Here is a 26909-nt window from a genome sequence, read left to right as displayed (position 1 = left end):
CGGCGCGGCATGCTACCCGCCCAGACCTTGCACAGGAAGCGGGCCCATTCCAAGCCCTGCTGCCGGCCTTTCAATACCAAGGCTGGAAAAACGCCTACAGGAGCTTGCACCGAACATGGCTGATACCCCCAACACACCCGATCAGAGCGCAAATCCGGCCAGCGGGCCGAGCGTGAGAATACTGGGGCAGTATGTAAAGGACCTCTCCTTCGAAAATCCCGGTGCGCCCGACACGCTGCGCGGCAGCGCGGCCCAGCCCAATATCGATCTGGGTATTGATGTGCGCGTGCGCGCGCTGGATGCGGAAAACTTCGAGGTCGAGCTGCTTCTTTCGGCCAAGGCTGAGCGCGAGAATGCCACCTTGTTCGTCTGCGAGCTGAGCTATGCCGGCCTGTTCCAGATCCGCGGCATGGACGAGCAGTCGCGCGAAGCCTTCCTGCTGGTCGAGGCCCCGCGCCTGACCTTCCCGTTTGCCCGCGAGATTGTGGCCAGCGCGACGCAGAATGGCGGCTTCCCGCCCCTCATGCTGGAGCCGGTCGATTTTGCCAGCCTCTACCGCCAGCAGCTCGCCCAGCGCGCGCAAGGCGGTTCGGGCAATCCGCCCGCCGGCAACGCCTGATCAGACGCCGAACTTCTTCCAGACGCGCGCCTCGCCCATCTCGGCCACAAAGCCTGCATGGAGAGCGCGCTCTTCTGGCGTGCTTAAGGGCTGTAACGGCGATGGGCGCGGCGGGCGCGGGGCGTAACGCACCGTGCGGTCCGTGCCTTCCAGCCCGGCAAAGTCGAGCGCGCGCGTGCGCCCGCCATTAAGCTCCAGATACACTTCTGCCAGCAGATAGGCATCGATCAGCGCGCCGTGCTTTGTGCGACTTTCCAGTGATATTTCAAAGCGTTTGCACAGCGCGTCCAGATTGGCCGGCGAGCCTGGAAAGCGCTCGCGCGCCATCGCGGCGGTATCCTTGAACCGGCTGTCCGGATAAGGGTCAAGCCCGGCGCGCGTCAGCTCCATATTGATGAAGCCCCGGTCAAAGGGCGCATTGTGCGCCACCATCACCGCATCCCCGACAAAGGCGATGAAATCCTGCGCCACCTCTTCAAAACGCGGCTTGTCGCGCAGCATTTCGCGCGTATGCCCGGTAATGGCCGTCACTTCAGCCGGGATATCGCGGTCAGGATTGATGAGGGCGTGAAACTCGCGCCCCGTCGGGATCATGTTGATCACCTCGACACAGCCAAGCTCGGTCACCCGGTCGCCCTCGAGCGGGTAGAGCCCGGTCGTCTCTGTATCGAATATGATCTCTCTCATGGCTGCGGATTCTGACTGCTTTTGCGCAAGGCATCCAGAACGGCGCGCACCTGTTGGCGGGCATCATCCACACCTTTTGACGTGTCGATGATGAAATCGGCCCGTTGCCGCTTTTCGCCATCAGGCGTCTGGCGAGCCAGGATCATGTCCAGCTTTTCCGCGTGCATGCCCTCGCGGGCCAGCACCCGCGTCCGCTGCACATCTTCCGGGGCAGACACCACGACAACGATATCAACATGACCCTCCATGCCGGTCTCGAACAGGAGCGGAATATCAAAAAGCACGCACCAGGCCCCGTCCTTGCGCGCCTGCTCCAGGAAGCCCGCCCGCCGCGCCGCCACCAGCGGATGCACGATGGCTTCAAGGCGGGCGAAATCCTGTGGGTTGTCTTTCAGATGGGCGCTCAGCGCCTCGCGGTCCACGCGCCCGCCCGCAACCACATCGCGAAACACCGCATTGAGCGGCTTTACCGCCTCGCCGCCCGGCGCATACATCTCCGCCACCGCCGCATCGGCGTCAAAAACCGGCACACCTTGTTGTGCAAACAGGGCAGCGGTCGTGCTTTTACCCATGCCGATCGAGCCGGTCAGTCCGATTGTGATCATGGCCTGCCCTCCAGCGCCGCTTCCAGCATGGCCCGGACCGGCGTGCGGGCAGGAACAGGCTTGCCAAAAAAGGCTTCAAAGGCCGGGCGGGCCTGTCCGATCAGCATGGAAAGCCCGTCGGCCGTGCGCAGGCCAAGCGCGCGCGCCTGCTTCAAAAACGCCGTTTCCAGCGGCACATAGACCATGTCGAACACCAGCGCATCTGCGGGGAGAATATCCAGTGGCAGCGTGAGCGCAGGCTGGCCCTTCATGCCTAGACTGGTGGCGTTGATAATCAGACGCGCGCCCTCCAGCGCCCTTGGCGCCGCTTCCAGCCCATGGATCTCCGCCGCGCAGCCCATTGAGCGGGCCAGCACCGCGGCCCTGTCAGGGCTGCGATTGACAATGCGCACCGGCACATTCGCGGCCTTCAGCACGTAAAGCGCAGCACGGGCAGCCCCGCCAGCGCCGATCAGAACCGCCGGGCCGGTTCCCGCCTGCCAGCCGCCCTCGTCCAGCGCGGCCCTGATCCCGGTAATGTCGGTATTGTCCGCGTGAATCTTTGCCGTCTGAAACACCAGAACATTGGCGGCCCCCGCCGCGCGCGCCGCATCACTGGCAGTATCGGCCAGCGCCAGCGCCGCCTCCTTGTGAGGCAGGGTCACATTCACTCCGGCATATCCGGCATCACGCAGGCGATGGATTGTACCAGCAAAGTCCTCCGGCGCAGCAGCGACGGGGCTGTATTCGCCCTCAATGCCGACATCACTTAGCCAGGCGGTCATCATGGCAGGCGAGAGCGAATGGCTGACCGGCCAGCCAATCACACCGGCCTTTCTGACCCCGCTCATCACGCCTCCAGCGCGCCATGCTGGCGCAGCGCATCCAGCAAAGGCAGGAGCGGCAGGCCCAGAACGGCAAAGAAATCGCCCTCCACCCGATCAAACAGCTGCGCGCCCAGCCCCTCATAGGCATATCCGCCGACGCCCGCGGTCAGAATGGATCCGGCATCGCGCATATAGCGGTCCAGAAACGCATCAGAGAATGTGCGCACCTGCATCTCGCACCGGCTCTCGTGCTGCCAGACAATCCCGCCATCGCGTGCCAGCACCAGTCCGCCGACAAGCGCATGGGTCTGGCCCCGCAGCATGATCAGGCGTTTGCGCGCCTCCTCCACATCACGCGATTTATCATAGGCGCGGCCCTCAAATTCCAGCACCTGATCAGCCCCGAGGACCAGCTTCCCAGGTTGGCGCGGCGATACGGCCAGCGCCTTTTGCCGGGCCAGCTCCAGCGCCAACCCGGCAGGACTGCCGGAGAATTTTGCCTTTACCGCACCCTCATCGATATCTGCCGGATCGATGGTGAAAGGCACACCGGCCTTTTCCAGAATGGCCCGCCGCGACGCCGAACCCGACGCCAGCACCAGCGCGGTCATGGTTTGCCTCCCGACAGTTTGCCGCGATGCTCAGTCAGGAGATTGATGATCTTGGCCGCCGTCTCCTCGATGGAACGCCGCGTCACATCAATTGAAGGCACGTTGTGGCGCGCAAACAGCCGCTTGGCGTAGATCAGCTCATCCTTGACGGAGTCTTCGTCGATATAGTCCGTCGAGCGGTCCTCATTGAGGTTCAATAGCCGGTTGCGGCGGATCTGGATGATGCGCTCCGGCGTGGCATAAAGCCCGACAATGGCAGGTTTTTTCAGCGAGAACAGATTGTCGGGAAGCGGCGTGCCCGGCACCAGGGGTATGTTGGCAGCACGTACGCCGCGATTGCCCAGATAAATCGAGGTCGGTGTTTTCGAGGTCCGGCTGATCCCCAACAGGATCACATCGGCGCTGGCGAGATCATCGCCCTGCCCGTCATCATGGGCCATGCAGTAATTCATCGCTTCAATACGCCGGTAATAATCCGCATCGAGCGTGCGCTGGGCACCGGCACGGCCGGTCATCGGCGCGCCAAGATAAGCCGACAACGTGGTCTCGATAGGATCAAGCAGGGCAATGGCCGGAACCGACAGCTCCGCGCAGCGCGTCTCCAGAGCCTCACGCAAGTCCGGATTGACGACCGTGTACATGACCACGCCGGGAAAAGCTTCGACATGCTCCAGCGCACGCGTCATCTGGCGCGGAGAACGGACCAGCGCGAACAGATGCTCGATCGGCTGGCCGCGTTCAAACTGCGCCGCCGAGGCACGCATCGCGCTCATCAGCGTCTCGCCGGTGGAGTCAGAGATCATATGGACATGAAAATAGGTCTTCATGTCCGGCGCACGTTGGGAAGTGGGCATGGCATCCTTCAAAGGCGGCATATCTGTCTGCTCACTGAGCGTCGTTTCCAGCGATAGCCCGTTCCGCCCGGCCTGTGAACAAGCTGTCGGCAAACTGCGCGCATTGTCCCCGCTGACCAGCCTGTCCGGCCGGTATCGGCATCAGCGCCATTTCTAACCCACACACCGTCCCCGCTTCTCCACCAGCGGGCCAGTTTCTGCCGCCGCGCACATGCCTTGATGTTGAACACGCTGGAAAGCAGAGCCTGCACCGGCAGGCTTACGCCCGCAGGAGGAAATCTTAATTATTTGTTAAACAATGTAAATTTTGAGTTAATAGCGAAATTCACACGCTTGGACAAAGACTGACGTGCGGCCAATTTTCCCACAGGGTGTGAAATGTGCGGACAACGCGCTAGTGAGACCGGGTTTTCCACGATACGGACAGGCCTACGACTCATCTCCTTCCAATTTCTTTTTTTCATTGGATAGAAAGGAAGGGCGGGAAAGCCGCCGGTGAGCAGGCAAGGCGTCCAGATAAAGGAATAGCGGTAAATGGCCGAACGCGCGCTTTTGAAGGTTCTGGGTGGTGAAACCTTGAAGACCCCGCCCGTATGGCTGATGCGCCAGGCCGGGCGCTATTTGCCTGAATACCGCGCGGTTCGCGCCCAGCAGCCTGACTTCATCGCCTTCTGCCTGAACCCGCAAGCTGCCGCCGAAGTGACTCTGCAACCGATCCGCCGTTACGGGTTTGATGCGTCCATCGTCTTTGCCGACATATTGCTCATCCCCAATGCGATGGGCCAGAAGGTGTGGTTTGAGAAGGGCGAGGGGCCAAGGCTCGCCGCGATGAACCTTGAAGCGTTGGCTGGTTTATCGCCAGAAGGAGCGGCCACGCGTCTTTCTGCGGTCTGTGAGACGCTGAAACTGGTGCGCGCCGGCCTGCCAGACAGCTGCACGCTGATCGGCTTTGCCGGCGCGCCCTGGACGGTGGCGACCTACATGATCGAGGGCGGTGGCTCAAAAGATCGCTGGAAAGCCCGTACCGCCGCCTGGAGTGAACCAGAGACGTTTGACCGGCTGCTGGCCAATCTGGCGGATGCGACGGCCGACTATCTGATTGCGCAGGCCAAAGCCGGTGCAGACGTGCTCAAACTCTTTGAAAGCTGGGCAGAGGGCCTGCCTGCGCCGCTGTTCAACCGGGTCGTCATCGCGCCTACAAGGCGCATTATCGAGCGCGTGCGGGCAGCGGGCATCACCGCCCCGATTATCGGTTTCCCCAAAGGTGCCGGGCCGCACTATGTGCGCTACGCGGCCGAGACCGGGATTGACGCCATCGCCACCGATCACGGGCTGGATACCGACTGGGCGGTGGCCAATCTGCCGCGCTCCATGCCGGTGCAGGGCCAGCTTGATCCGGCTGTGCTTAAAGCTGGCGGTGAGGCGCTCCGCTGCGAGGTCAGCCGTTTGCTCGACGCATGGGGGGGCCGGCCCTATGTGTTCAATCTCGGACACGGGATAAACCCTGATGTGCCGCCAGAACATGTGAGCGAGCTGCTGGCCCATATCCGGGGCGGTTAGCTCCCGTTACAGCCAAGCCGGAGTAAGTCCCATGGGCCGCAAAATCGCTGTTGTACTGTTCAATCTGGGCGGGCCGGACGGGCAGAAAAGCGTGAAACCCTTCCTGCGCAATCTCTTCAATGATCCGGCGATCATCTATGCGCCCTGGCCGGTGCGGCCCTTGCTGGCCTGGCTGATTTCCACCACGCGCGGGCCCAAGGCTGCCAAGGAATACGCCAAGATGGGCGGCGGTTCACCCATCGTACCCGAAACCGAAAAGCAGGCTGCGGCGCTGACCGCCGCGCTGGCATCGGCGCTGCCCGGCGACGAGATCCGCTGCTTTCTCGCCATGCGCTACTGGCACCCCTTCACCCATGAAGCCGCAGAAGCCGTAAAGGCCTGGGGCGCGGATGAAGTAGTCCTCCTGCCGCTCTACCCGCAGTTTTCGACCACCACGACGGCGAGCTCCCTCAAAGCCTGGCGCGATGCAGGGGGCGGCGAAGCGCGCACTATATGCTGCTTCCCGCGCGAGGCTGATTTCATCACCGCCCATGCCGGGCTGATCCGCGAGGCCTGGGAGAGGGCCGGAAAGCCAGCCAATGCCCGTGTGCTCCATTCCGCCCATGGCCTGCCGGAGGTGACGATCCAGCGCGGCGATCCCTATCAGTGGCAGGTGGAGGAGACGGTGAAGGCGGTGACGACCCTGCTGCCCGAGCTGACCGATCACATCACCTGTTTCCAGTCAAAAGTAGGCCCATTGAAATGGATCGGCCCGTCAACCGAAGACATGGTGGAAGAGGCGGCCAGAGAAGGAAAACACATCATCCTCTCGCCCATCGCCTTTGTGTCCGAGCACATCGAAACGCTGGTCGAGCTGGACGAGGAATATGCCGAACTCGCGCACGAGCACGGCGCGGCCGGCTATACCCGCGTGCCAGCACTCGGCGTTACGCCGGGTTTCATCAAGGCGCTGGCCGGGCTGGTCGTCGATGCGCTCACCGGCCATGCGGGGCTGAAGCCGCCATCGGGTACGCCCATCTGCCCGGCTGAATTTGGCCGCTGCCCCTGCCGCGAAGCAGGCTATAACGGAGAGCCAAGACAGCCAGAGGCCGCCTGATGGATTTTCTCCTGCCCTTTTATGATGTGCTTAAAGCCCTGCACATCGTCTCGGTGATCTTCTGGATGGCCGGCATGCTCTACCTGCCGCGCCTGTTTGTGTATCACCACACCGCCGCGCCCGGCGGGGAGCTGGAAACGGCCCTGCTCAAGCAGGAGAAAAACCTCAATCGCATCATCATGGGTCCGGCGCTCATCGCAGTCTGGCTCTTTGCCATATTGATGATCGCGGCAAACCCCGCCCTGTTCAGCCAGGGCTGGTTCCATGCCAAGCTGGCGCTGGTGATCGCCCTGTCCGGCGTGCACGGATTTTACTCGGCCAGTGCGAAGCGCTTTGCCAAAGGCGAGCGCCCGCGCAGCGAGAAGTTCTGGCGTATGCTCAATGAAGTGCCTGCGATTGCGGCCATCATCATTGTATTGCTGGCGATATTGAAGCCTTTCGCTTGACGCGCGCCCGGCCTTGTGTCACGCCTAGCCGATAACCGACCGCCTGCGGACGGCTTCCCCCCTTATCGTGCTGTCCTTGCCGTATGGCCTTGCGATCTGGCACGCTCTCGAAACACAGTCTTGCCCGCCTGCAGCCCGTGAGGGCCGCGTTCGCGGGACCGGAACCAGCGGTATGTGCCGGGCATTAGCCTTAAAGCGCATGCCTGTTCGCGCAAAGACCGATCCCGGTCAGGCATTTCATCGTCCCGTCCGCTTCTCAAAAAGACCTCCCCATGACCGATCAGAACGACACACCCGAAACCGATCTCGACGAGATTGCGACGCCCACTCCTGACGGGCGGCGCATGTCCCTGCAGGAGCTGAAGGAAAAGTCTCCGGCAGACCTTCTCCAGCTCGCCGAGAGCCTCGATATCGAGAACGCAGCCTCGCTACGAAAGCAGGGCATGATGTTCGCGATCCTCAAGGCGCTGGCCGAAGAGGGCGTCGAGATTCATGGCGGCGGTACGCTGGAAGTGCTGCAGGACGGGTTCGGCTTTCTGCGCTCACCAGAGGCCAACTATCTTGCCGGGCCGGATGATATCTATGTGTCGCCCAACCAGATTCGCAAATTTGGCCTGCGCAATGGCGACACGGTGGACGGCGAGATTCGCGCCCCGCGCGATGGCGAGCGCTATTTCGCGCTGCTCAAGGTCAATGCGATCAATTTCCAGCCCGCCGATCAGGCCAAGCACAAGGTCCATTTTGACAATCTGACCCCGCTCTACCCTGAGAGCCGGTTCATCATGGAAAACCCGGACCCGACCCGCAAGGACCGCACGGGCCGCGTGATCGATATCGTGGCCCCGCTCGGCAAGGGTCAGCGCGCGCTGATCGTGGCCCCGCCGCGCACCGGTAAGACGATGGTGCTGCAGAATATCGCCCACGCCATCGAGACCAATCATCCTGAATGCTACCTCATGGTGCTGCTCATCGATGAGCGCCCGGAGGAAGTGACCGACATGCAGCGCACGGTGAAGGGCGAGGTTATTGCCTCCACCTTCGACGAGCCGGCAACGCGCCACGTCCAGGTCGCCGAGATGGTAATCGAGAAAGCCAAGCGCCTGGTCGAGCATGGCCGCGATGTGGTGATCCTGCTGGATTCCATCACCCGCCTTGGCCGCGCCTACAACACCGTGGTGCCAAGCTCCGGCAAGGTGCTGACCGGCGGTGTGGACGCCAACGCCCTGCAGCGCCCGAAGCGCTTTTTCGGTGCCGCCCGCAATATCGAGGAAGGCGGCTCACTGACCATTATCGCGACCGCCCTCATCGATACCGGCAGCCGCATGGACGAGGTGATCTTCGAGGAGTTCAAGGGCACGGGTAACTCCGAAATCGTGCTCGACCGCAAAGTCGCCGACAAGCGTGTCTTCCCGGCCATCGACATTCTCAAATCCGGCACCCGGAAAGAGGAGCTGCTGGTCGACAAGAAGAATCTCGCCAAGACCTATGTGCTGCGCCGCATCCTCAATCCGATGGGCCCGCAGGACGCGATCGACTTCTTGCTCGGCAAGCTCAAGGAAACCAAGACCAATGACGAGTTCTTCGACTCGATGAACACCTGATACCTGGTCTTCCCTCGCATCCGCCCGGTCAATTCCGCGCACTAGCGCGGACGGCCGGTTGGCCTTCTGGGCCTGCGGCCCGTGACGCGAAAGTCTGTGCTTTCCAGCGGTGCAAATGGCGCTAATCTCCCGCAATTCTGTTGCGGGAGATTTCCATGAGCCACGACGCAAACCTGATCCTGTTCCACGCCCCCATGACCCGTTCGATCCGCGCCCGCTGGGCGATGGAGGAGATGGGCCTCGATTACCGGCTGGAGCGCGTGGCCTTTGACCGCGGCAATGTGGGCGGCGACGAATACCGCAAGATCCACCCCTTGCAGAAAATCCCGGCCCTGAAAGACGGCGATACGGTGATCCTGGAATCGGTCGCGATCCTGGAATATCTCATCAATCGCTACGGCCCGACACCGCTGCGCGTGGACCCGTCCGAGCCCGATTACCCGCGCTATCTGGAATGGCTGCACTATGCGGAAGGCTCGCTTGGCATGCCGGTCAGCCTCCTGCTCGCCCACACCACCCTCCTGCCCGAAGCCCAGCGCAATGAGGGCATCGCCAAATGGGCCAAGCGCGAGGTGGACAAGCATCTGGAGATGGTCGCGGCGCGGGGCCTTGAGGGCCGCGAGTTTCTGGCCTCGGATCGCTTCACCGCCGCCGATATCTCGGTCGGTTACCTGTTGTATTTGCTGAAAATCATCCGTCAGCTGAAAGATGCCCCGGCCCCTGTTATGGCCTATTGGGAGCGCCTGACGGCGATGGAAAGCTGGCAGAAGGCCAGTGCGGAGTAGGGCTAGGTCTCCCGTCCTTCGTCATTCCGGCGAAAGCTAAGAACCATATCCGGGTCCCCGGCCCCTGAGCCGGGGTCCATGTCCAGGCACTGGGCTTTTTCCATGGGTCCCCCGTCGGGGCGGGGGACCCCGGTGGAGAGGCAAGCCGCACATAAGACAGTCCACCCGCATAAGGTGGCTGATGACCGGCCCAGCCCCCTACCCCAGATGCGTCTCAAAGAAGGCCATCGTCCGGTTATTGGCCGTTTCGGCATCCTCGCCGTGATAATGCGCTCCGCCCACACGGGCAAAGGCATGGTCGCGCTCCGGGTAGAGATGCATCTCCACCTTGGGGTTGGATTTCAGCCCGTCCAGAATTGCTTTTTGCGCCTCTGGCGGCACGAACTGGTCTTTCCCGGCAATGTGTAACAGTAGCGGGCTGGTGATCTTGCCAGCCTCGCCAAGCCGATCCTGTATCCCGACGCCGTAATAGCCAACGCTGGCATCGCAATCCGTACGGCAGGCGGTGAGGTAAGCCAGCAGCCCGCCAAGACAGAAGCCAACTGCGCCAACCTTTTCCGCCCCTTCTCCGCGCGCATGGGCGATGGTGGCCGCGATGTCCCCCACGCCCTTGTCCGGATCAAATTTACCAAACAGATCAAAAGCCTGCTTCCATTCGGCGTCCGTCTGGTCGGTCAGCTCAATGCCCGGCTCGATCCGCCAGAACAGGTCGGGGCAGATGGCGCGATAGCCGCTGGCGGCCAGATCATCGCAGATATCACGCATCACCTGATTGATGCCGAAAATCTCCTGGATGACGATGATCGCCGGGCCTTTCCCGCGCGCATAGGCGGAAAAGCTGCCGTCGGCGGTCTTGATGGTGAGCGTTTCGGCGGGCATGTCGTCTCCTTTGGCTTGTGGCGCGGAAGCGGCTTATGGTTGGAGCACGAAGCGGCGTCCCTTACGAACCAAGACGAGGCAGGCATGAAGGTCAATATCGAAATCGAATGCACCCCGGCCGAGGCACGCGCCTTTTTCGGCCTGCCGGACGTGACCCCGCTCAACGAGCAGCTGGTCGGCGAGATGAGCAAGCGCATGGGTGCCAATATCGAGGCGCTCGAGCCCGATGCTCTGATGCGCAACTGGATGACGATGGGCGGCGAATGGCAAAAGCAGTTCATGTCGCTGATGAACCAGGCCGCTGGCGGAAAATCCGGAAGCTAGACGCCGCGCCATGACCGATACGATTTTCGCTCTGGCCAGCGGCGCGGGCCGTGCCGGCGTCGCGATTGTGCGGGTCTCCGGCCCGGACGCAGGATCGGCGCTTGGCGCGCTGGCAGGCGGTTTGCCAGAACCACGCCGCGCGGCGCTGAGATCACTGAAGGCCCGCGACGGCACGCTGATCGATCGCGCCCTGCTGCTCTGGTTTCCCGCGCCGCAAAGCTTTACCGGCGAGGATGTTGCCGAGTTTCACATTCATGGCGGGCCTGCCGTTATCGAGGCGCTGTCTGAGGCGCTTATGGCTGAAGGTTTGCGCCCCGCAGAACCAGGAGAGTTTTCGCGCCGCGCCTTTGCCCATGGCCGGATGGACCTGACCGAAGCCGAAGGCCTCGCCGACCTGATCGATGCGGAAACGCAGAGCCAGCGCCAGCAGGCACTGGCGCAGATGGGCGGCGCGCTGGGTTCGCTCTATGGGCAGTGGCGTGACGCGCTGATCGACACGCTCGCTTCCATTGAAGGCGAGATCGATTTTCCCGATGAGGATGATGTGCCGGAGGGGCTGTCGGAGCGCGCCGGCCCGCCGCTGGAAACCTTGTGTGCCAGCATGCGCGCCCATCTGGCGGACAATCATCGCGGCGAGCGGGTGCGCGACGGGTTCACCATTGCGGTTATCGGTGCCCCGAACGCTGGAAAGTCCAGCTTTATCAATTATATGGCACAGCGGGACGCGGCCATTGTCAGTGATATTCCCGGCACTACGCGCGACATTATCGAGGTGCGTCTGATCCGGGCCGGTTTCGTCGTCTATATGGCCGATACAGCCGGTTTGCGCGAAGCGTCCGATGTGATTGAGGCTGAAGGGGTGCGTCGGGCGCTGGCCCGCGCCGAGAGCGCCGATATGCGCTGCCTGCTGATCGATGTTTCACGTGAAACGGCGCAGGAGAATCATCTGGCCATGCTACGGCCCGGCGACGTGGCCCTGCTCAACAAGACCGATCTTGCCAGCATTGACGCCCCGGTGCCAGAGGGCGTGGCGGCCTTTGCGGTGTCGATAAAGACCGCATCCGGTCTGGATGCCTTCAATGCCTGGCTGGACAGTGAGCTGGTGGCAAGGCTGGGCGGCGCCGAGGCCGCGCCTTTGTCGCGCGCCCGCCATCGCCAGCTGGTCGAACGGGCGCTTGGCTCGCTCGAGGAGGCATTGTCGCTCCTCTCTTCACGTCCGGAGTTGGCAGGGGCTGAAGTGAACCGGGCGATCCGCGCGCTGGGAGAGCTGACCGGCGCTGTCGATATCGAGGATGTGCTGGACCGGGTGTTCAGCCAGTTCTGCATTGGCAAATAGGCCGCGAACTCGACTTGGGCGCGCCGATCATGTAAGGACGCGCTCCCCGGCGGGCTGGGCCGGACACAAGAAAGCCATGACCAGAGATTTGCTCAAGCCGGCCGAGGCCGCGCAACGCCAATGGGATGTGATCGTGATCGGCGGCGGCCATGCGGGCTGCGAGGCCGCGAGCGCGGCTGCGCGCCTGGGCGCGGCCACGCTGCTCCTCACCCATAAGGCGGCGACCATTGGCGAGATGAGCTGCAATCCGGCGATTGGCGGGCTCGGCAAGGGCCATCTGGTGCGCGAGGTGGATGCGCTGGACGGGCTTATGGGCCGGGTCGCCGACGCGTCGGGCATCCAGTTCCGTATGCTGAACGCCTCCAAGGGTCCGGCCGTGCGCGGCCCCCGCACTCAGTCTGATCGCAAGCTCTATCGAGAGGCCATGCAGGCCGCTCTGGCTGAACAGGCGAGCCTGCACATCGTTGAAGCCGCTGCCGAGGATCTGATTGTCGAGGACGGGCGCTGTGCGGGCGTGGTGGACGGCGAAGGCCGCGAATATCGCTCCGGCGCGGTCGTGCTGACCACCGGCACTTTCCTTAAAGGCGTGATCCATCGCGGCGATGAGCGTATCCCGGCGGGCCGCGTTGGCGATGCGCCCTCTATCGGCCTGTCGGACCGGCTGTACGGGCTGGGCCTTTCCATGGGGCGGCTGAAAACCGGAACCCCGGCGCGCCTTGATGGCTCCACGATTGACTGGGCCGGGCTCGACATGCAGCCCGCCGACGATGTGCCGACACCCTTCTCCTTCCTGAATGATCGGATCAGCGTGCCGCAGATTGCCTGCGGCATCACGCGCACGACCGTTCAGACTCACAAGATTATCGAGGAGAATTTGGGCCATTCAGCCGTCTATGGCGGCAAGATCGCCGGGCGCGGCCCGCGCTACTGCCCGTCCATTGAGGACAAGGTGGTGCGCTTTGCCGACCGGACCAGCCACCAGATATTCCTGGAGCCGGAAGGACTGGACGATGACACCGTCTATCCCAACGGCATCTCCACCTCCCTGCCCGATCATATCCAGGACGCCTTCCTGCAGACCATTCCGGGGCTGGAGCACGTAAAAGTGCGCCGCTACGGCTATGCCATCGAGTATGATTACGTGGACCCGCGTGAGCTGGATGCGACGCTCGGCGTGAAGCGCCTGCCCGGCCTGTGGCTCGCCGGTCAGATCAACGGCACGACCGGCTACGAAGAAGCGGCTGCGCAGGGCCTGATGGCGGGCTTCAATGCGGCGCTGGCCTGCGCAGGAAGTCCAGCCTTCGTGCTCGACCGGTCGCAAGCCTATATCGGCGTGATGATCGACGATCTCATCACGCGCGGCGTCACAGAGCCCTATCGCATGTTCACCTCGCGCGCCGAGTACCGGCTCAGCCTGCGCGCGGACAATGCCGACCAGCGCCTGACGCCTCTGGCGATCGGTCTCGGCGCGGCGAGTGTTTCACGTGAAACATCGTTTGCGGCGCGCGCCGAAGCCCTTTCGGACGCCCGCGCCCTGCTGGAGCGTCTGAGCCTGACACCGACCGAGGCGGCGAAAGCGGGGCTGTCGATCAATCAGGACGGCAAGCGCCGCTCTGCCATGGCGCTGGCGGCTCACCCCCAGGTAGGTTGGGACGCGATATGCAAGGTGTGGCCGGAAATCGCCGCTCTGGATACGCCGATAGCCAGCCAGATGCAGAACGAGGCGGTCTATCACGGCTATCTCGACCGGCAGGAGGCCGATGTGATGGCCTTCCGCCGTGATGAGGGCGTGCGTATTCCGGCGAGTTTCGACTATCGGAGCGTGGGCGGCCTGTCGCACGAGGTGCGCGAGAAGCTGGAGCGCGCCCGCCCGGCCACGCTGGGTCAGGCTGGCCGTGTGGAAGGTGTTACACCGGGCGCGTTGACGGCGCTGCTGGCGAGTGTGAAGCGGCTGGACCGTCAACGGGCAGGGTAATGAATCACGAACGGACGTACGACGCCGAAAGTTTCCAGGCAGACACGGGTGTTTCACGTGAAACATTGGAGCGCTTCATCGCGTGGCGGCGCCTGCTGGCCGAATGGTCTGCGCACACAAATCTGGTTGGCCGCGCGACACTGGATGATTTCTGGTTCCGGCATGCACTGGATAGCTGGCAGCTGCTTGATCTGGCTCCGCCGGGCGCAAACCGCTGGGCCGATATCGGGGCCGGCGCGGGCTTTCCGGGGCTCGCCATCGCGTTCGGCCTCGCAGACCGGGCGGTGCCGAACGCCAGGGTGACGCTCATCGAATCCATCGGGAAAAAGGCGGCCTTTCTCCGCGCGGTGCTGGCGGAGACGCAGCTGACATCACAGGCCGAGGTGCTGGCAGAGCGTGTTGAGGCGCTGGATGGCCTGCCGCCTTTCGACGTGGTGACGGCCCGCGCGGTCGCGCCTTTGGAGAAATTGCTGGGTCTTATGGCACCATTTGTGGAAAACGGCGCAATTGCGCTGATTCCCAAGGGTGCGCGCCATGCGGAGGAATTGACCGCGGCGCGTAAAAGCTGGAACTTCGAGGCGAGCCTTCATCCAAGCCGTACCAGCGATGAAGCCGCCATCATCCGCATTGAAAGGCTGACCCGTGTCCGTTGATCCCCGTTCCGATACAGCGCCGCGCGCTGGTGCGCCCAAAGTCATCGCCATCGCCAACCAGAAGGGCGGTGTCGGCAAGACGACGACGGCGATCAATCTGGCAACCGCCCTGGCGGCCATCGGCAAGCGGGTGATCGTTCTCGACCTCGACCCGCAGGGTAACGCCTCCACGGGCTTGGGCGTGCCGCGCACCGTGCGCAAGGCCACCAGCTATGATGTCCTGGTCAATGAGCGCCCGATCGAGGAAGCGCTGGTCGATACGGCCGTGCCGGGGCTTGGCATTATTCCCTCCGATGTAGACCTGTCGGGCGCAGAGCTGGAATTGTCAGCCGCGCCGCGCCGCTCCTACCGGCTGCGCCATGCGGTCGACAAGTTCCGGCGCTTTCTGGCCGCCCGCGCAACCCATTGCGATTACATCCTGATTGACTGCCCGCCTTCGCTGAACCTCCTCACGGTCAACGCGATGACGGCGGCCGATTCCGTGCTGGTCCCGCTGCAGTGTGAGTTCTTCGCGCTGGAGGGTCTCAGCCAGCTGATGCGAACGGTCGATCTGGTCCGGGGCAATCTCAACAAGAATCTGACAATTCAAGGCGTTGTGCTGACCATGTATGACCGGCGGAACAATCTGTCATCGCAAGTTGCCGCCGATGTGCGCGCGCATTTTGGTGACCGGGTCTATGAAACGGTCATACCGCGCAATGTGCGTGTCTCCGAGGCACCCTCCTTTGGCAAGCCGGTCCTGCTCTATGATCTCGCCTGTCCGGGATCGCAGGCTTATGTCCGGCTGGCGCGCGAGCTGGTCCGCCAGGAGCGCAGGCCCGCTGAAGCGGTGCCGGCATGAGCGCGCAGGAACGTCCGCGCGGGCTGGGCCGCGGCCTTTCCGCCCTTCTGGGCGAAGGTGAAGACGCCGAGAATATGCGCGGCGGCGATGGACCGTCCGGCCAGTCTTCAGGCTCCGGCCCGAGGGCATTGCCGCTCGACATGATCGAGCCAAACCCTGATCAGCCGCGCAAGCGCTTTTCCGAAGATGAGCTTGCTTCCCTGTCGGCCTCTATTGCCGAGCGCGGCGTGCTGCAGCCCATTCTGGTGCGCCCTGCTCCCGGTAAGACCGGGCACTACCAGATCGTGGCGGGTGAGCGGCGCTGGCGCGCCGCGCAACGCGCGCGCCTGCACGAGATTCCGGCTGTCATTCGCGAGTTTACCGACCGCGAAACGCTGGAAATCGCCATTGTCGAGAACGTCCAGCGCCAGGATCTTAATGCGGTGGAGGAAGCGCGCGGCTATCGCCAGCTGATCGAAAGTTTCGGTCATACCCAGGAAGATGTGGCGCGTGCCGTCGGCAAATCACGCGCCCATATCGCCAACACGCTGCGTCTGCTCGCTTTGCCCGCGCCCGTTCTAGACCATCTCGAAGCCGGCCGCCTGTCGGCAGGCCACGCGCGCGCCATTGCAACGGCTGGCGACCCTTCGGCACTGGCAGAGAAAATCATTGCTGACGGCCTGTCCGTGCGCGGTGCGGAGGCTCTCGCCCGCAAGGAGCAGGCCCCGGAGCGCAAGACGCGCAGCGGCGGTCTGGAAAAAGCGCAGAAAGATGCTGATACGCGCTTGCTGGAAGCCGATCTCGCCGAGCGTCTGGGTCTCGATGTGGAAATTATCCATCGCGGCGAAGCAGGCGAGATCCGTGTGCGCTATTCCACGCTGGAACAGCTGGACGATCTGTGCCGGCGCCTGTCCTCGCGCTAACGGCTTCGTACAGGCGCGGCTGCCCGCGCCAGACGCAGCAGGGTTTCGCCCGCCAGTGCCTCGGCCGGTGAGCCAGAGCGCTTGATCGCGCGCTCGGTTTCAAACGCGATATCGCGGGCGCGTGCAATCCGCGCACGGCTCCAGGCACGGGCGGCCGCCTGAAAGCGCTGCGCAGGCGGACCAAAACGCGGCGCGCCGGACCGGGCGAGCGCACCCTGATCCCCGCCCAGCTGGTGGTAGCGCTCTATCTGGTCAATCTTGCGCTGCAGGGCGCGCACGATGGCGACCGGACTGGTGCCGGAATCCAGTGCGCGCCGGTATTGCAGGTCCGCCTCATGGGTTTCACCGCACAGGGCCGCGTCCACAATCTTGTCCAGAGCCGCGTCAGCGCTCTCGGTGGAGATTGCCGCGATATCTTCCAGCGTGATCTCGCCGCCCGCGAAGCCTTTGTAAAGTATCAGCTTTTCTATCTCTGAGCGCGCCAGCTCCCGGTCGCCCTCCAGAATGCCGGCCAGCGCGTGACGCGCATCAGCGGCCAGCGAGAGGCCCGCAGCCTTGAAGCTTTCTTCCGCAATGGCGATGAGATCGCGGGCATTATCCTCATAACAGGCGATGGCGGCAGACTTTTTGCCGTCCTCGGCGGCTTTGCGCAGTTTTGACGCCTTGGTGAGGTTGCCGGCCTCGACGACCAGCCGCCCTTCAGCCGGCATTTCTCCGGCTTCAAATTCGCTGATCCAGCGGGCTACCGGCGCGCTGTCACCAGACAGGCGCACCCGCACCAGGCGCTCACCGCCCATGAGTGACATGGCCGCCATGGCATCAGCCAGCGCCGCCGCGTCGGCCTTGATGTCCTCATCGGTGAAGCGCGTGACATTGAAAGGATCGTCAGGATCGCCCGCAATCGAGCGCGACAGGATTTGTGCACGCTCCCTGACCAGTCCGGAATCCGGTCCGAAGATCACAAAGACGCGCAAATCAGGCGGCGGGGATTTGAGAAGCCGGTCAACAGATCCGCCCGACGGCTTCACCACGGCTCGTCACCGTCAAGGGGCTCTTCAAGCGGGTCATAAGCGGCCGGAGCAGGGTCGGGCCGGCCGCGCGCCGACTCGCGTTGGCGCAGGTTTGCCAGAACATCGCGCACAACCGCGTCAGCGACCATCTCGGCAGCGCGCCGTTCGGCATTGCTCCGCGCTGCTACGAGCGCATAGGGCTGGGACGGCGTCTCAAAGACCACGCGCTCGGTGACCCGGCCTCTGGCCGGGTTTCTGCCTGAAAGCTGATAGCTGGCGCGGACATTCAGCGCGACGCGCGTTGCCTGCCCGTCGGCGGAGACGCCGAGGCGCTGTTGCCCGGTTCTCAGTGTTACCGAAAGCGTACCGGCATCGCCTTGCGAAACGCCAACGCGTTCAAGAAGGGCGGTTTCGGTGAGATAGGACAGTCTTTCATCACCGGAAACGCTGACCGTTACATTGCTCAGGGTCTCGGCGCTCTGGCCCCCATAGAGCGGTTGAAAGCCGCAGGCCGCCAGGACAAAAAACGCCGCGGCGGCAATCAGGTTACGGGCTGAAACCGGCACTGCGCGCATTGCGTTCGGGCCTCGTGCCTTGCTCGTCCGGTCAGGAGCCGGGAAGCTGGGAAATCCGCATCTGGCGCGCCCGCGTCAGGATGGCGTTTTCCACCTGGACGCGTGTGCCCTGATCCACGGCGACATCAGTCCAGTCGCCGGTATCGGGATTGCGGGCCTGACGGAAAATCTGGACGCTCAGCGCATCCGCGCGCAGACGGCTGTCAAGCACATAGACGGTGGCCTTGAAACGCTCTTCGGGTGCTTCGGGGTTGGCATACCAGTCCGTGATGATGACGCCGCCGAAAGGATCAATCTGGTCAAGCGGCATGAAGGACAGCGTGTCCAGCGAGGCGCGCCACAGAAAGGTATTGACGCCAATGCCCGCATCAGGCGCAGTCGCGCGCGGTCCGCTGCCGAGCAGGCCGCCGAAAAGTCCGCGATTCTCGCGTTCGGTGCTCGACCGCGATGCGCAGCCGGCCACCATGCTGGCTACGGCGACAACGCTCAGAACCGTTACAAGCGGCCGTGAGAGCATGGGGCAAACCTCCAGAGGAAATGGATAACACTGATTAAGAGCGCACTTTGATAGCCGCCACAAAAGACCAGAGCGGACACGAGCGCAACCCGTCTCCTGCTTCTATAGCATGCGCTCGCGCCGTGGCCAGAGCGATGATCTGACCGGCCCGGACCTGCCTACACCGTTGCACTCTTGTGACACTTCGCCCCGCAAGCCCGCCGCGTATGGTCCCGGCAGCTTGACCGCCGGGATCGCCCTGCCGCATCGTCCTTAGCGCGCGTCCGGGGGAATAGCGGGGGCGCCTACGGCGAGGCCGCGAGAGAAGGACCATGATGACAGCGCTTCGCGCTCAGGTTCGGGCCTTCACAATTCTCGCGGCCGCGCCTGTTCTTGTCCTTGCTGCGTATGGCACGCCGGTGCAGGCGCAAGAGGGCCCCTTCCAGCTCGATACAGATTTTCAGCTGAGCGCGGACATCGTGCTTGCACCGGGCGCTAGCAGTGCTGCCCGTTCTGGCCCCTATGGCGAGATACGGCTCGATTTTACCGCTGAGCGCATACTGGAGAACACCAACAGGGTCGGGTTTGCCGGCGGTCTGGTGGCGCGCCGCGATTCCGGGCGGGCGGGGCTGGCCCAGAGTATCGGTAACTGCCCGGCGGGCGCGGCTGACTGCCTTGATGCAGGCGGTCTGGCACCTGTGGGCGCGTTTACCGGCTTTGCCGCAGGCCCCGGCATTACGGGCGATGATCCCGCCTTTGCGGTGGAAACCGCATTTGTCTACTGGCGCGGCGGGCTGGCAGAAGTGCGCGCGGGCTATGGGCCGGGCGCAGCTGCGCTGGAAAGCGATCCCCTGCCGGGCGCGTTCTGGCTGATGCGTGCCGATGCCACCCGGACTGACCCGGCAGGGCGTAATTTTGCGTCAGTGGCCAATACAATGTCGGGCCATGCGCCCAAACTGCTGGTGCGCAGTGTACGTCTGGCCGGTTTCCGCGCCGCAGCCTCCTTCACGCCGGACGGCGATGTGTGCGGGGCCAGCTATTGCCGCCCATCATCCCAGCCGGGACTTCTCGCTGCGGCCAGCGTGCGTGACATAGCCGAGCTGGGCGTGTCCTTCGACCATCGTTTTGCTGCCAGCGGTGTGCGCTGGACAGCCGGCATGGGCCTGTCGCACGGGCGCGCTGCCGGTAATGCGAGCGCCTTTTTCGATGATCCCTGGGCTGTGTCGGCCCGCCTGATCCGCAGCGAAGGCGCATGGAAGGTGGGGCTCGGCGCGCTTTTAAGCAATGATGGCGTTTCCGGTGCGCGCTACAGTGCCCATGCGGCGAGCCTTGCCTATGAGCGCGGGGACTGGCTGTTCTCCCTGGAGGCGTCGCGTGCGCGCTCCAGCCTGGTCCATGCGCATAGTGACAACGTGCTTGTCGGTGCATCGCGCTATTTCGAGTCCGGGTTCATTCTTGGCGTGGGCCTTGCCCATAGCCGTGCGGGGGAGGCTGGCCTGTCAGGGCCTGAGCGAACAACGCAGACGGGCGAGACCACGCGCCTCTTCCTCGAAGCAGGGTTGCGCTTTTGACACGCTCGGCACCAATTCGCATCACAGCGCCGGCAACCCTGTTGGGTTTGCAGCGTTACTGGCGTATATCAAATCTTGTAATTGCGGAGAGAACCATGCGTTTGCGCGTGTCAGTCCTGTCGGCCCTGCCGCTCGTGATGGCCCTTGCCATCGCGCCGACGGCGCTGGCGCAGGATTCCGGCGTGCGCGACGGGTTCAATCTTCGCGGCACCGCCTTCTCCGATCTCACCTCGCTTGAGCGTCTGCAGGATCTGGCCGAACAGGCCGAAGCCGATCAGGTGCTGTCGGGGCGTGAAGATGCGGTGCGGCGTGACGCTGCCCTTCTTTCGGTACCAGATCAGCCCACGGGTTCTGCAACCGCCTGGCAGCAACGGTTCACCATGGCGCCGGCAGGCACGATGGCCTCGGTCTGGGGCGAGCAGGCAGAGCAGTTCCGCTTTTCTGCCGGTGAGCGCTGGGGCATCTCTCTGGGTATTTCCCAGCGTATGCGTGGTCCGGCATTCGAGCTTCAGGATGTGAGCGCAGGTGCGTTCTATTCACTGACCGACCGGGTGCGCATTGGCGGTGAATTCCGCTTCACCTCCCCGGAAGAGGATGTGTTTGGCGAAGAGCCTGACCGCCGCACGCCGCAGCTGCGGTTTGAATCGGCCTTCCGTTTCTAGTCTCTGGCCTTATCCTGTCTTTTCAATCTGACGGCACAGCGCTTCAACGCTGGCGACCAGCCTGTCTATGTCCGCGGGCGTGGACAGCCGGTGATCGCCGCTCTTGCTGATATGCACGGCCACGTCGCTGGAGGTCAGGCACCCGGCAAGCGTTATCGCATGCTGCCAGGGCACATCCGCGTCGGCCATGCCCTGTAATATCTGCACGGGTCCGTCAAACCGGACCGGCCCGTCCAGCAACAGCCATTGACGCGCCTCCTCGATCAGCCCGCGCGTGATGATGAGCGGTTCACCATACTCCGATGGCTGCGCCCACTCTCCGCGCGTCAGAATTGAGTCACGGACACTGTCAGGAAACCCCGCCCACATCAGCTTCTCGGTAAAGTCAGGCGCAGGCGCTATCAGCACCATCCCTGCCACCCGTTCAGGGCGTGCCAGCGCCGCCAGCAGGGCGGTCCACGCGCCCATGGACGAGCCAACCAGCACCAGCGGTCCTTCGGTCAGCGTGTCGATGACCTGAAGCGCATCCTCGCGCCAGGTGCCGATACGGGCATCGCGCCAGCTGCCGCCAGACTGGCCATGGGCGAAATAATCAAAGCGGACAAAGGCCCGGCCCTGCGCGCGCGCCCACTGATCGAGCGCCAGCGCCTTGGTGCCTTCCATGTCGGAGCGCAGCCCGCCCAGCCAGACAATACCCGGACCCTTGCCGGAATGGCGCTCATAGGCGAGCCGGACACCATCGCCCCGGTCAAGAAATTGTGGCATGCGGGAACCTTCTATGTATGGGCTGGCGTTTGCGCCTGACTGGCCTCATCATTATGACGCAGGCCCGATGGTTCAACCGCTTGGCCGCACATTCACCCGGAAAAAGCCCGCCCATGAAAATTCTCCAGCTGATTCCAGAGCTTGAAGCGGGCGGGGCCGAGCGCACCACGATTGATGTCGCGCAGGCCATCGTGGATTCGGGCGGTGAAGCGCTGGTGGCAAGTCTTGGCGGGCGGATGGAAGAGGAGCTGGCCGCCGTTGGCGGTGAACTGATCCGCCTCGACATGAAGACCAAGAACCCGCTGACCATCGTGACCAATTCGCGCCGCCTCGCCGCTCTGGCCCACGAACGCGGCGTGGACATCATCCATGCCCGGTCGCGCGCACCGGCCTGGAGCGGGCTGGAGGCTGCCCGGCGGGCGGAAATTCCCTTCGTGACGACCTATCACGGCACGTATAATGCCCGCACCGGGCTGAAACGCTTCTACAATTCTGTGATGGCGCGCGGCGACGCGGTTATCGCCAACTCGCACTTTATCGCCGACCATGTCCGGGCGGAGCACTACAAGGTGCTGGCCGAGAAACGCGCCGATCTCTCCCATCTGCATGTCATTCCGCGCGGGGTTGATCTGGCCCGGCTCGATCCAGCGCGCGTAGACCCGCTGGAAGTTGACAGCCTGCGTTCAGCCTGGCTGGACGGGCGGGGCGGACCGGTCATCCTGCTGCCCGCGCGCCTGACGGCGTGGAAAGGCCAGATGCTGGCCATTGACGCGGTGGCGGCCCTTGCCGGGCGTCTGCCGGGCCCGGCACCCGTACTGGTGTGTGCCGGTGATGCGCAAGGGCGTGATGCCTATGTCGACCAGTTGCGCAGCCACGCGGCAGAAACGGGCGTGGCGCTGGTATTGCCTGGCCATGTTGCAGACATGGCGCGCGCCTATATGGCCGCCGATATCGTCATCAACCCGTCCCTTGAGCCGGAAGCCTTTGGCCGCACGCTGGCCGAGGCCATGGCCATGGAACGCCCGGTGATCGCGGCGGCGCATGGCGGTCCTCTGGAAATCCTTGCGGGCACACAAACAGGCTGGTTGTTTGCGCCGGGAAGCGACGCCGATCTGGCAGAGCAGATGAAGGCGGTGCTCGATCTTGACGCCGAGGCAAAAAAATTGCGCGGGCATTTGGCGCGCCAACGTGTTATCGCCCATTATTCGCGCGAGGCGCTGCAGGGATCGACCTTGCGGGTATATCGGGAACTTCTAGACTATAAACCATGATTGAGAACGAGCCGCCAAAGGAACAGGTGCTGGTCGTCCACGAAGGCGATCTGCGTGCGACCGTGCGCATGATGGCGGCTGCGCGTCTGATCCGTGAGCATCACCGCAAGGCGCGCATCACCTTTCTGACCACGCCCGAATATGAGGGCCTGGTGAAATACTGCCCGTATTTCAACGCTGTCGAGGCAAGCCTGCGCGATACGGCCAAGAAGGGCTTCTTTGAACGGGTAAAGCTCGCCCGCGCCTCGAAGTTTGATTTCGTCTATGATCTGTGCGGCTCGGACGCTGCCCGCAAGCTGAAGGGCGCGATGCGCCTGTCGCGCGGCCAGTGGATCGATGGCGCGCCGGACCCCAAATCACCCGACCATCCGGCCGAACAGATGGCCGACCGGCTTGGCAATGCCGGTATCGGCCGCACTGGTCATCAGCTGGGCGAGGCGCCCCCGCCCATGCTCGACTGGGTTGATTTCGTGGCCAAGCGCTCGCGTACGCTGGAGCCTGCCTATTTCGGCCTGCAGGGCCGCTACGCCCTGTTTGCGCCCGCGGGCGACGAGTTCCAGCCCGCTTTTCGCTGGCCGAAAGACCGCTGGGCGTCACTGGCCCATGAGCTGAAAGAGCAGGGTGTTGAGCCGGTCATTGTCGGTGGACCTTCCACGCGCGAGATCGGCCGCTATATCGCCCATGTCACACCCGGCGCGCGTGACCTTACGGGCCGCGCCAACCTCGTCCAGCTGGCAGGGCTGGGGCGCAAGGCCAGCTTTTCCTTTGGCGAGGATGTGGATCTTTTGCATCTTCTCGTCGCTGCCGGCTCCCCGGCTGTCATGTTCCATCCGGGCGCCGAACCGCCTCACATGGCGTCTCCGCGCGGCCCGGAAAGCGTGATTCTCATGCACGCACCGACACTTGCGCAGATTTCGGTTGCCGAGGCCGTGCAGTCCATGCGGGTGGCCGGCGGCTTTGCGCGTAGCCCCGAAGCGGCCTGAATGTCTTGATTTTACCAGCCATCTCACGATATGCGCATGCATCGGAAACGCGATATCGTGCGTTGACGCCATTGAAGAGTTTTGTTTGCCGGGAGCGGGAGCCGATCAAGCCTCTCCGGTCCGGCGCTGTAACAGGAGAAGACGCATAGCCCGACGCCCCCACGCCGCGCCGCCTGTCAAGAAGGACGGACCGCGCATCAACGGAGACATTCGCGTGCCGCGAGTGCTCCTGATTGACGAAAATGGCGAAAAACAAGGCGAGATGCCGATTGAAGCCGCGCTGGACGCTGCGGCCGAGGCAGGACTCGACCTTATTGAAGTCTCACCCACCGCCAACCCGCCTGTCTGCAAGCTGGCCGATTTCGGCAAGCTGAAATATGCCGAGCAGAAGAAGAAGGCGGAAGCACGCAAGAAGCAGAAGACGCAGGATATCAAAGAGATAAAGATGCGTCCGAATATCGATACGCATGACTATGAGGTGAAAACCCGGTCCATGCGGCGCTTCTTCGAGGACGGCGACAAGGTGAAGATCACCTTGCGCTTCCGGGGCCGGGAAATGGCGCACCAGGATCGCGGCATGGTGATTTTCGACCGCGTGAAAGCCGATTTCGGCGACATCGCAAAGGTGGAGTTCGAGCCCAAGCTTGAAGGCCGCCAGATGATTATGGTGATGGCGCCGCGCTAACGCGTCCTGTCTGCCTGATAATTTCTGAAAGCCGGTGGCACCCATGTGCTGCCGGCTTTTTTGCGCCTAGGCAGGCCCGGCCTTTTGGGCCTAGTCTCCTGCCGCGAGTCGGACGCTGATGGCATCCACAGCAGGAGGATCTTTCATGAAACATCTTGTATCCTTTGGCGTTCTGGCAGCTTTTGCCATTGCACCTGCCGCCCTGTCGCAGACACCGCACGGCGAGGCGCAAGGCCGCCATGGCTCGGTGACCCTCTCTGCAGGCTTTCCCGACGATCCGCGCACATTTGCCGTTCAGGCGGGCGGTGCCATGCGCGCTTCGCGCCTGGGCGGTTCGGGCTGTGTGGGCTTCATTACCGAAGACCCGACCTTCGTCCTGACCTATGAAGATGCAGGCGACGTGTTTGATCTCATGCTCTCGGCGGCGTCAGAGACCGACACCACCATGTCGGTGCGCACGCCTGATGGCACGGTGCTGTGCGATGATGACAGTGCGGGCAATCTCGGCCCCGGCATCACGGTCGAAGGCCCTGCCAGCGGGGCTTACGAGATCTGGGTCGGCACCTATTCTGCCGGTGGGGGTTATCCTGATACCGCCTTGCATATTTCCGAGCTGGCCTACTCCACCGCCAACCCCTTCGCCCGTACGGTCAATGCCGAGGCGCCGCCTGCCACGACGCTGTCCTTGCGTGCGGGCTTCCGCAATGATCCGGCAAGCATCGAGGTCTCGCAAGGCGGGGATGTACGCCTCGGCCCGCTTGGTACCGCCTGTGTCGGTTTCGGGTCAGAAGCGCCCAGCGCCCGCCTGACTTACCGCGCGGGCCGCTACCAGCTTTACATTTCCACCGAGAGCGAGCGCGATGGCACGATTGCCGTTCGCGCGCCCGATGGCACTTGGCATTGCGATGATGATGGCGCGGGCGGCCTTGATCCGGGCGTGACCTTCGCTGAGCCGCAATCGGGCGATTATCTCATCTGGGCTGGCACATTCAGCGATATCGGCGAGCAGACAGCCGTGCTGCATGTCTCTGAAATCGGCTATGCCGGTCTCGACAATTCGGTGGATGTATCAGGAACGCCTCATGATGGCAGCTACCGGCTGGAAACGGGCTTTTCGCCCAACCCGTTCGCGATGGGAGTCAGGGTTGGCGGGCCTGTAAACGCCCAGCTGGCACTGGCGTCCGGCCACACGGTCGTCGAGGGCTTCTGCTACGGTCATATGACGCGCGAGCCCACCATGCGCCTGACATGGACAGGCAATGGAGAGCCGCTTTACATCTCGGCGGCGAGCGATATCGACACCCTGCTTCTGGTCAACGCGCCAGATGGCGGCTGGTGGTGCGATGATGACAGTGCGGGCAATCTCGATCCCGGCCTTGTGATCGATGGCGCGTCCAGCGGTGTTTACGACATCTATGTCGCCACTTTCTCATCAGACGAGACATCCACCGCCACCGTTTACATCTCCGAAACGGGGTGGGGCGCTGATGCGGTGTCCATGCGGGTGGATACAACGCTGGAGCCGCTTTTCGGCGCGGTGACCCTTGATCCGGCAACGGTCAACCTGCCCTATGAGGCGGAGCTGCAGGCGGGCGGGCCGCTGCGTGCCTTCCAGGCCGGTTTTCACAGCCATGATTACTGTGTCGGCCATATCAGCCGGGAACCCAGCTATATCGTGAACTGGACGCCAGACGGAGAGCTGCCTTTCACCATCTATCTCGATGCCGAACGCGACACCACGCTGGCCGTGATGACGCCTGATGGCAGTTGGCGTTGTGATGATGACGGTTCGGTGGGCCTCAATGCCGGGATCAACTTCCCGGCGGGCGAACCGGGCATGTATTATGTCTATGCGGGTACGTTCGGCGCGCAGGAAGCACCGGCCACGCTGTACGTGGCCGAAGGCGAAGCCCCGCGCTAGTAATGAGCACAAGTGTGCCGGAAGGCGTGAGACGCTTGCGTTTCGCGCCTTCTTGCGTATAACCACGCGCTCTTTAGTCCGGTCAGTCAGGCCCACGACATGCCTGCTGGCCGTTAACGGCTCGCCGCGCCTTGCGCCCGGCACCCATATCAGGAGACCGAAATGTCGAAGATGAAGACCAAAAGCGGCGCCAAGAAGCGCTTCAAGGTAACGGCGACCGGCAAAGTGCTGGCCGCCCAGTCCGGCAAACGTCACGGCATGATCAAGCGGACGCCCAAGCAGATCCGCCAGAAGCGCGGCACCGACACTCTGGCGGCGCCCGACGCGAAGATCGTGAAACAACACTACCTGCCCTACAGCCGCTAACGCGCTGGCCGGTACGTATACCCA

29 protein-coding genes are annotated in these 26909 nt (G+C 63.4%); 19 read left to right on the top strand and 10 right to left on the bottom strand.

Going from position 1 to position 26909, the window contains the following annotated elements:
• Positions 1 to 115 precede the first annotated feature (115 nt).
• Entirely contained in the window at positions 116 to 619 is a 504-nt protein-coding gene (gene secB, locus ACQ5ID_RS12745; RefSeq protein ID WP_371392954.1) for a protein-export chaperone SecB, read from the top strand.
• On the opposite strand, the gene dnaQ is transcribed toward secB, so the two are convergent.
• Genes dnaQ through ACQ5ID_RS12720 form a run of 5 tightly spaced genes read right to left on the bottom strand, consistent with a single transcriptional unit; the run spans position 620 to position 4182 of the window.
• The gene (gene dnaQ, locus ACQ5ID_RS12740; RefSeq protein ID WP_429912812.1) at positions 620 to 1306 is read right to left on the bottom strand and encodes a DNA polymerase III subunit epsilon; all 687 of its coding nucleotides are present in this window, start codon (positions 1304 to 1306) and stop codon (positions 620 to 622) included. It abuts the gene before it with no gap.
• The gene (coaE, locus tag ACQ5ID_RS12735; protein ID WP_429912811.1) at positions 1303 to 1911 is read right to left on the bottom strand and encodes a dephospho-CoA kinase; all 609 of its coding nucleotides are present in this window, start codon (positions 1909 to 1911) and stop codon (positions 1303 to 1305) included. The genes dnaQ and coaE overlap by 4 nt, the downstream gene beginning before the upstream one ends.
• Positions 1908 to 2741 (bottom strand): shikimate dehydrogenase, encoded by an 834-nt coding sequence (gene aroE / locus ACQ5ID_RS12730; protein WP_429912810.1) that lies wholly within the window; start codon positions 2739 to 2741, stop codon positions 1908 to 1910. Before aroE ends, coaE begins: the two co-directional genes overlap by 4 nt.
• Positions 2741 to 3328, bottom strand: coding sequence for a Maf family protein (locus ACQ5ID_RS12725; RefSeq protein ID WP_429912809.1), 588 nt, complete (start codon positions 3326 to 3328; stop codon positions 2741 to 2743). Before ACQ5ID_RS12725 ends, aroE begins: the two co-directional genes overlap by 1 nt.
• Positions 3325 to 4182, bottom strand: coding sequence for a pyruvate, water dikinase regulatory protein (locus tag ACQ5ID_RS12720; protein ID WP_429912808.1), 858 nt, complete (start codon positions 4180 to 4182; stop codon positions 3325 to 3327). The genes ACQ5ID_RS12725 and ACQ5ID_RS12720 overlap by 4 nt, the downstream gene beginning before the upstream one ends.
• 534 nt (positions 4183 to 4716) lie before the next feature.
• Here ACQ5ID_RS12720 and hemE point away from each other — a divergent pair.
• From hemE to ACQ5ID_RS12695, 5 genes are all read left to right on the top strand, one after another.
• Entirely contained in the window at positions 4717 to 5742 is a 1026-nt protein-coding gene (gene hemE / locus ACQ5ID_RS12715) for a uroporphyrinogen decarboxylase (protein WP_429912807.1), read from the top strand.
• A 31-nt stretch (positions 5743 to 5773) separates the two neighbouring features.
• Complete coding sequence (gene hemH / locus ACQ5ID_RS12710; protein ID WP_429912806.1) at positions 5774 to 6838, top strand: ferrochelatase; 1065 nt, start codon at positions 5774 to 5776, stop codon at positions 6836 to 6838.
• On the top strand, positions 6838 to 7284 hold the full coding sequence (hemJ, locus tag ACQ5ID_RS12705) for a protoporphyrinogen oxidase HemJ (RefSeq protein ID WP_429912805.1): 447 nt from the start codon (positions 6838 to 6840) through the stop codon (positions 7282 to 7284). Before hemH ends, hemJ begins: the two co-directional genes overlap by 1 nt.
• Positions 7285 to 7628: 344 nt before the next feature.
• Positions 7629 to 8885 carry a transcription termination factor Rho gene (rho, locus tag ACQ5ID_RS12700; protein ID WP_429912816.1) on the top strand — a complete coding sequence of 419 codons (1257 nt, stop codon included), beginning with the start codon at positions 7629 to 7631 and terminating at the stop codon, positions 8883 to 8885.
• Positions 8886 to 9040: 155 nt separating this feature from the next.
• Positions 9041 to 9670, top strand: coding sequence for a glutathione S-transferase family protein (locus ACQ5ID_RS12695; protein ID WP_429912804.1), 630 nt, complete (start codon positions 9041 to 9043; stop codon positions 9668 to 9670).
• A gap of 198 nt (positions 9671 to 9868) precedes the next feature.
• Here ACQ5ID_RS12695 and ACQ5ID_RS12690 read toward each other — a convergent pair whose 3' ends face one another.
• Positions 9869 to 10549 (bottom strand): dienelactone hydrolase family protein, encoded by a 681-nt coding sequence (locus tag ACQ5ID_RS12690; protein WP_429912803.1) that lies wholly within the window; start codon positions 10547 to 10549, stop codon positions 9869 to 9871.
• Between the two features lie 84 nt (positions 10550 to 10633).
• Here ACQ5ID_RS12690 and ACQ5ID_RS12685 point away from each other — a divergent pair, with 84 nt between their 5' ends.
• The 6 genes from ACQ5ID_RS12685 (at position 10634) to ACQ5ID_RS12660 (ending at position 16580) form a co-directional block, all read left to right on the top strand.
• Entirely contained in the window at positions 10634 to 10873 is a 240-nt protein-coding gene (locus ACQ5ID_RS12685) for a DUF6489 family protein (protein WP_429912802.1), read from the top strand.
• 10 nt (positions 10874 to 10883) lie between these two features.
• Positions 10884 to 12209 (top strand): tRNA uridine-5-carboxymethylaminomethyl(34) synthesis GTPase MnmE, encoded by a 1326-nt coding sequence (mnmE, locus tag ACQ5ID_RS12680; protein WP_429912801.1) that lies wholly within the window; start codon positions 10884 to 10886, stop codon positions 12207 to 12209.
• Between the two features lie 76 nt (positions 12210 to 12285).
• Positions 12286 to 14184, top strand: coding sequence for a tRNA uridine-5-carboxymethylaminomethyl(34) synthesis enzyme MnmG (gene mnmG / locus ACQ5ID_RS12675; protein ID WP_429912800.1), 1899 nt, complete (start codon positions 12286 to 12288; stop codon positions 14182 to 14184).
• The gene (rsmG, locus tag ACQ5ID_RS12670; protein ID WP_429912799.1) at positions 14184 to 14837 is read left to right on the top strand and encodes a 16S rRNA (guanine(527)-N(7))-methyltransferase RsmG; all 654 of its coding nucleotides are present in this window, start codon (positions 14184 to 14186) and stop codon (positions 14835 to 14837) included. The genes mnmG and rsmG overlap by 1 nt, the downstream gene beginning before the upstream one ends.
• Positions 14827 to 15678 (top strand): ParA family protein, encoded by an 852-nt coding sequence (locus ACQ5ID_RS12665; protein WP_429912798.1) that lies wholly within the window; start codon positions 14827 to 14829, stop codon positions 15676 to 15678. Before rsmG ends, ACQ5ID_RS12665 begins: the two co-directional genes overlap by 11 nt.
• Positions 15675 to 16580 carry a ParB/RepB/Spo0J family partition protein gene (locus ACQ5ID_RS12660; RefSeq protein ID WP_429912797.1) on the top strand — a complete coding sequence of 302 codons (906 nt, stop codon included), beginning with the start codon at positions 15675 to 15677 and terminating at the stop codon, positions 16578 to 16580. The genes ACQ5ID_RS12665 and ACQ5ID_RS12660 overlap by 4 nt, the downstream gene beginning before the upstream one ends.
• Here ACQ5ID_RS12660 and holA read toward each other — a convergent pair.
• Genes holA through ACQ5ID_RS12645 form a run of 3 tightly spaced genes read right to left on the bottom strand, consistent with a single transcriptional unit; the run spans position 16577 to position 18682 of the window.
• Entirely contained in the window at positions 16577 to 17611 is a 1035-nt protein-coding gene (gene holA, locus ACQ5ID_RS12655; protein WP_429912796.1) for a DNA polymerase III subunit delta, read from the bottom strand. The two genes, ACQ5ID_RS12660 and holA, sit on opposite strands and share 4 nt — an antisense overlap.
• Positions 17605 to 18165 (bottom strand): hypothetical protein, encoded by a 561-nt coding sequence (locus ACQ5ID_RS12650; RefSeq protein ID WP_429912795.1) that lies wholly within the window; start codon positions 18163 to 18165, stop codon positions 17605 to 17607. The genes holA and ACQ5ID_RS12650 overlap by 7 nt, the downstream gene beginning before the upstream one ends.
• Positions 18166 to 18196: 31 nt before the next feature.
• Complete coding sequence (locus ACQ5ID_RS12645; RefSeq protein ID WP_371392973.1) at positions 18197 to 18682, bottom strand: DUF3576 domain-containing protein; 486 nt, start codon at positions 18680 to 18682, stop codon at positions 18197 to 18199.
• A gap of 311 nt (positions 18683 to 18993) precedes the next feature.
• Between ACQ5ID_RS12645 and ACQ5ID_RS12640 the strand changes: the two genes are divergently transcribed.
• Positions 18994 to 20232, top strand: coding sequence for a hypothetical protein (locus ACQ5ID_RS12640; RefSeq protein ID WP_429912794.1), 1239 nt, complete (start codon positions 18994 to 18996; stop codon positions 20230 to 20232).
• A gap of 95 nt (positions 20233 to 20327) precedes the next feature.
• A complete protein-coding gene (locus ACQ5ID_RS12635) occupies positions 20328 to 20894 on the top strand; it encodes an NtrZ family periplasmic regulatory protein (RefSeq protein ID WP_429912793.1) in 567 nt (188 codons plus the stop codon).
• Positions 20895 to 20903: 9 nt separating this feature from the next.
• Here ACQ5ID_RS12635 and ACQ5ID_RS12630 read toward each other — a convergent pair whose 3' ends face one another.
• Entirely contained in the window at positions 20904 to 21659 is a 756-nt protein-coding gene (locus ACQ5ID_RS12630; RefSeq protein WP_429912792.1) for an alpha/beta fold hydrolase, read from the bottom strand.
• Positions 21660 to 21772: 113 nt separating this feature from the next.
• Here ACQ5ID_RS12630 and ACQ5ID_RS12625 point away from each other — a divergent pair, with 113 nt between their 5' ends.
• The 5 genes from ACQ5ID_RS12625 (at position 21773) to rpmI (ending at position 26885) form a co-directional block, all read left to right on the top strand.
• A complete protein-coding gene (locus ACQ5ID_RS12625) occupies positions 21773 to 22930 on the top strand; it encodes a glycosyltransferase family 4 protein (RefSeq protein WP_429912791.1) in 1158 nt (385 codons plus the stop codon).
• Positions 22927 to 23913: a glycosyltransferase family 9 protein gene (locus ACQ5ID_RS12620; protein ID WP_429912790.1), complete on the top strand. Its 987-nt coding sequence runs from the start codon at positions 22927 to 22929 to the stop codon at positions 23911 to 23913. Before ACQ5ID_RS12625 ends, ACQ5ID_RS12620 begins: the two co-directional genes overlap by 4 nt.
• Positions 23914 to 24058: 145 nt before the next feature.
• Complete coding sequence (infC, locus tag ACQ5ID_RS12615) at positions 24059 to 24598, top strand: translation initiation factor IF-3 (protein ID WP_429912815.1); 540 nt, start codon at positions 24059 to 24061, stop codon at positions 24596 to 24598.
• Between the two features lie 145 nt (positions 24599 to 24743).
• The gene (locus tag ACQ5ID_RS12610) at positions 24744 to 26519 is read left to right on the top strand and encodes a hypothetical protein (protein ID WP_429912789.1); all 1776 of its coding nucleotides are present in this window, start codon (positions 24744 to 24746) and stop codon (positions 26517 to 26519) included.
• A gap of 162 nt (positions 26520 to 26681) precedes the next feature.
• Positions 26682 to 26885 (top strand): 50S ribosomal protein L35, encoded by a 204-nt coding sequence (gene rpmI, locus ACQ5ID_RS12605; RefSeq protein ID WP_371392981.1) that lies wholly within the window; start codon positions 26682 to 26684, stop codon positions 26883 to 26885.
• Positions 26886 to 26909 lie beyond the last annotated feature (24 nt).

Origin of the sequence: Glycocaulis sp. (assembly GCF_050485565.1) — a bacterium.
Lineage (GTDB): Bacteria > Pseudomonadota > Alphaproteobacteria > Caulobacterales > Maricaulaceae > Glycocaulis.
Note: the sequence above shows the minus strand (reverse complement) of the source record. Positions and strands in the feature narration are given on the sequence as shown.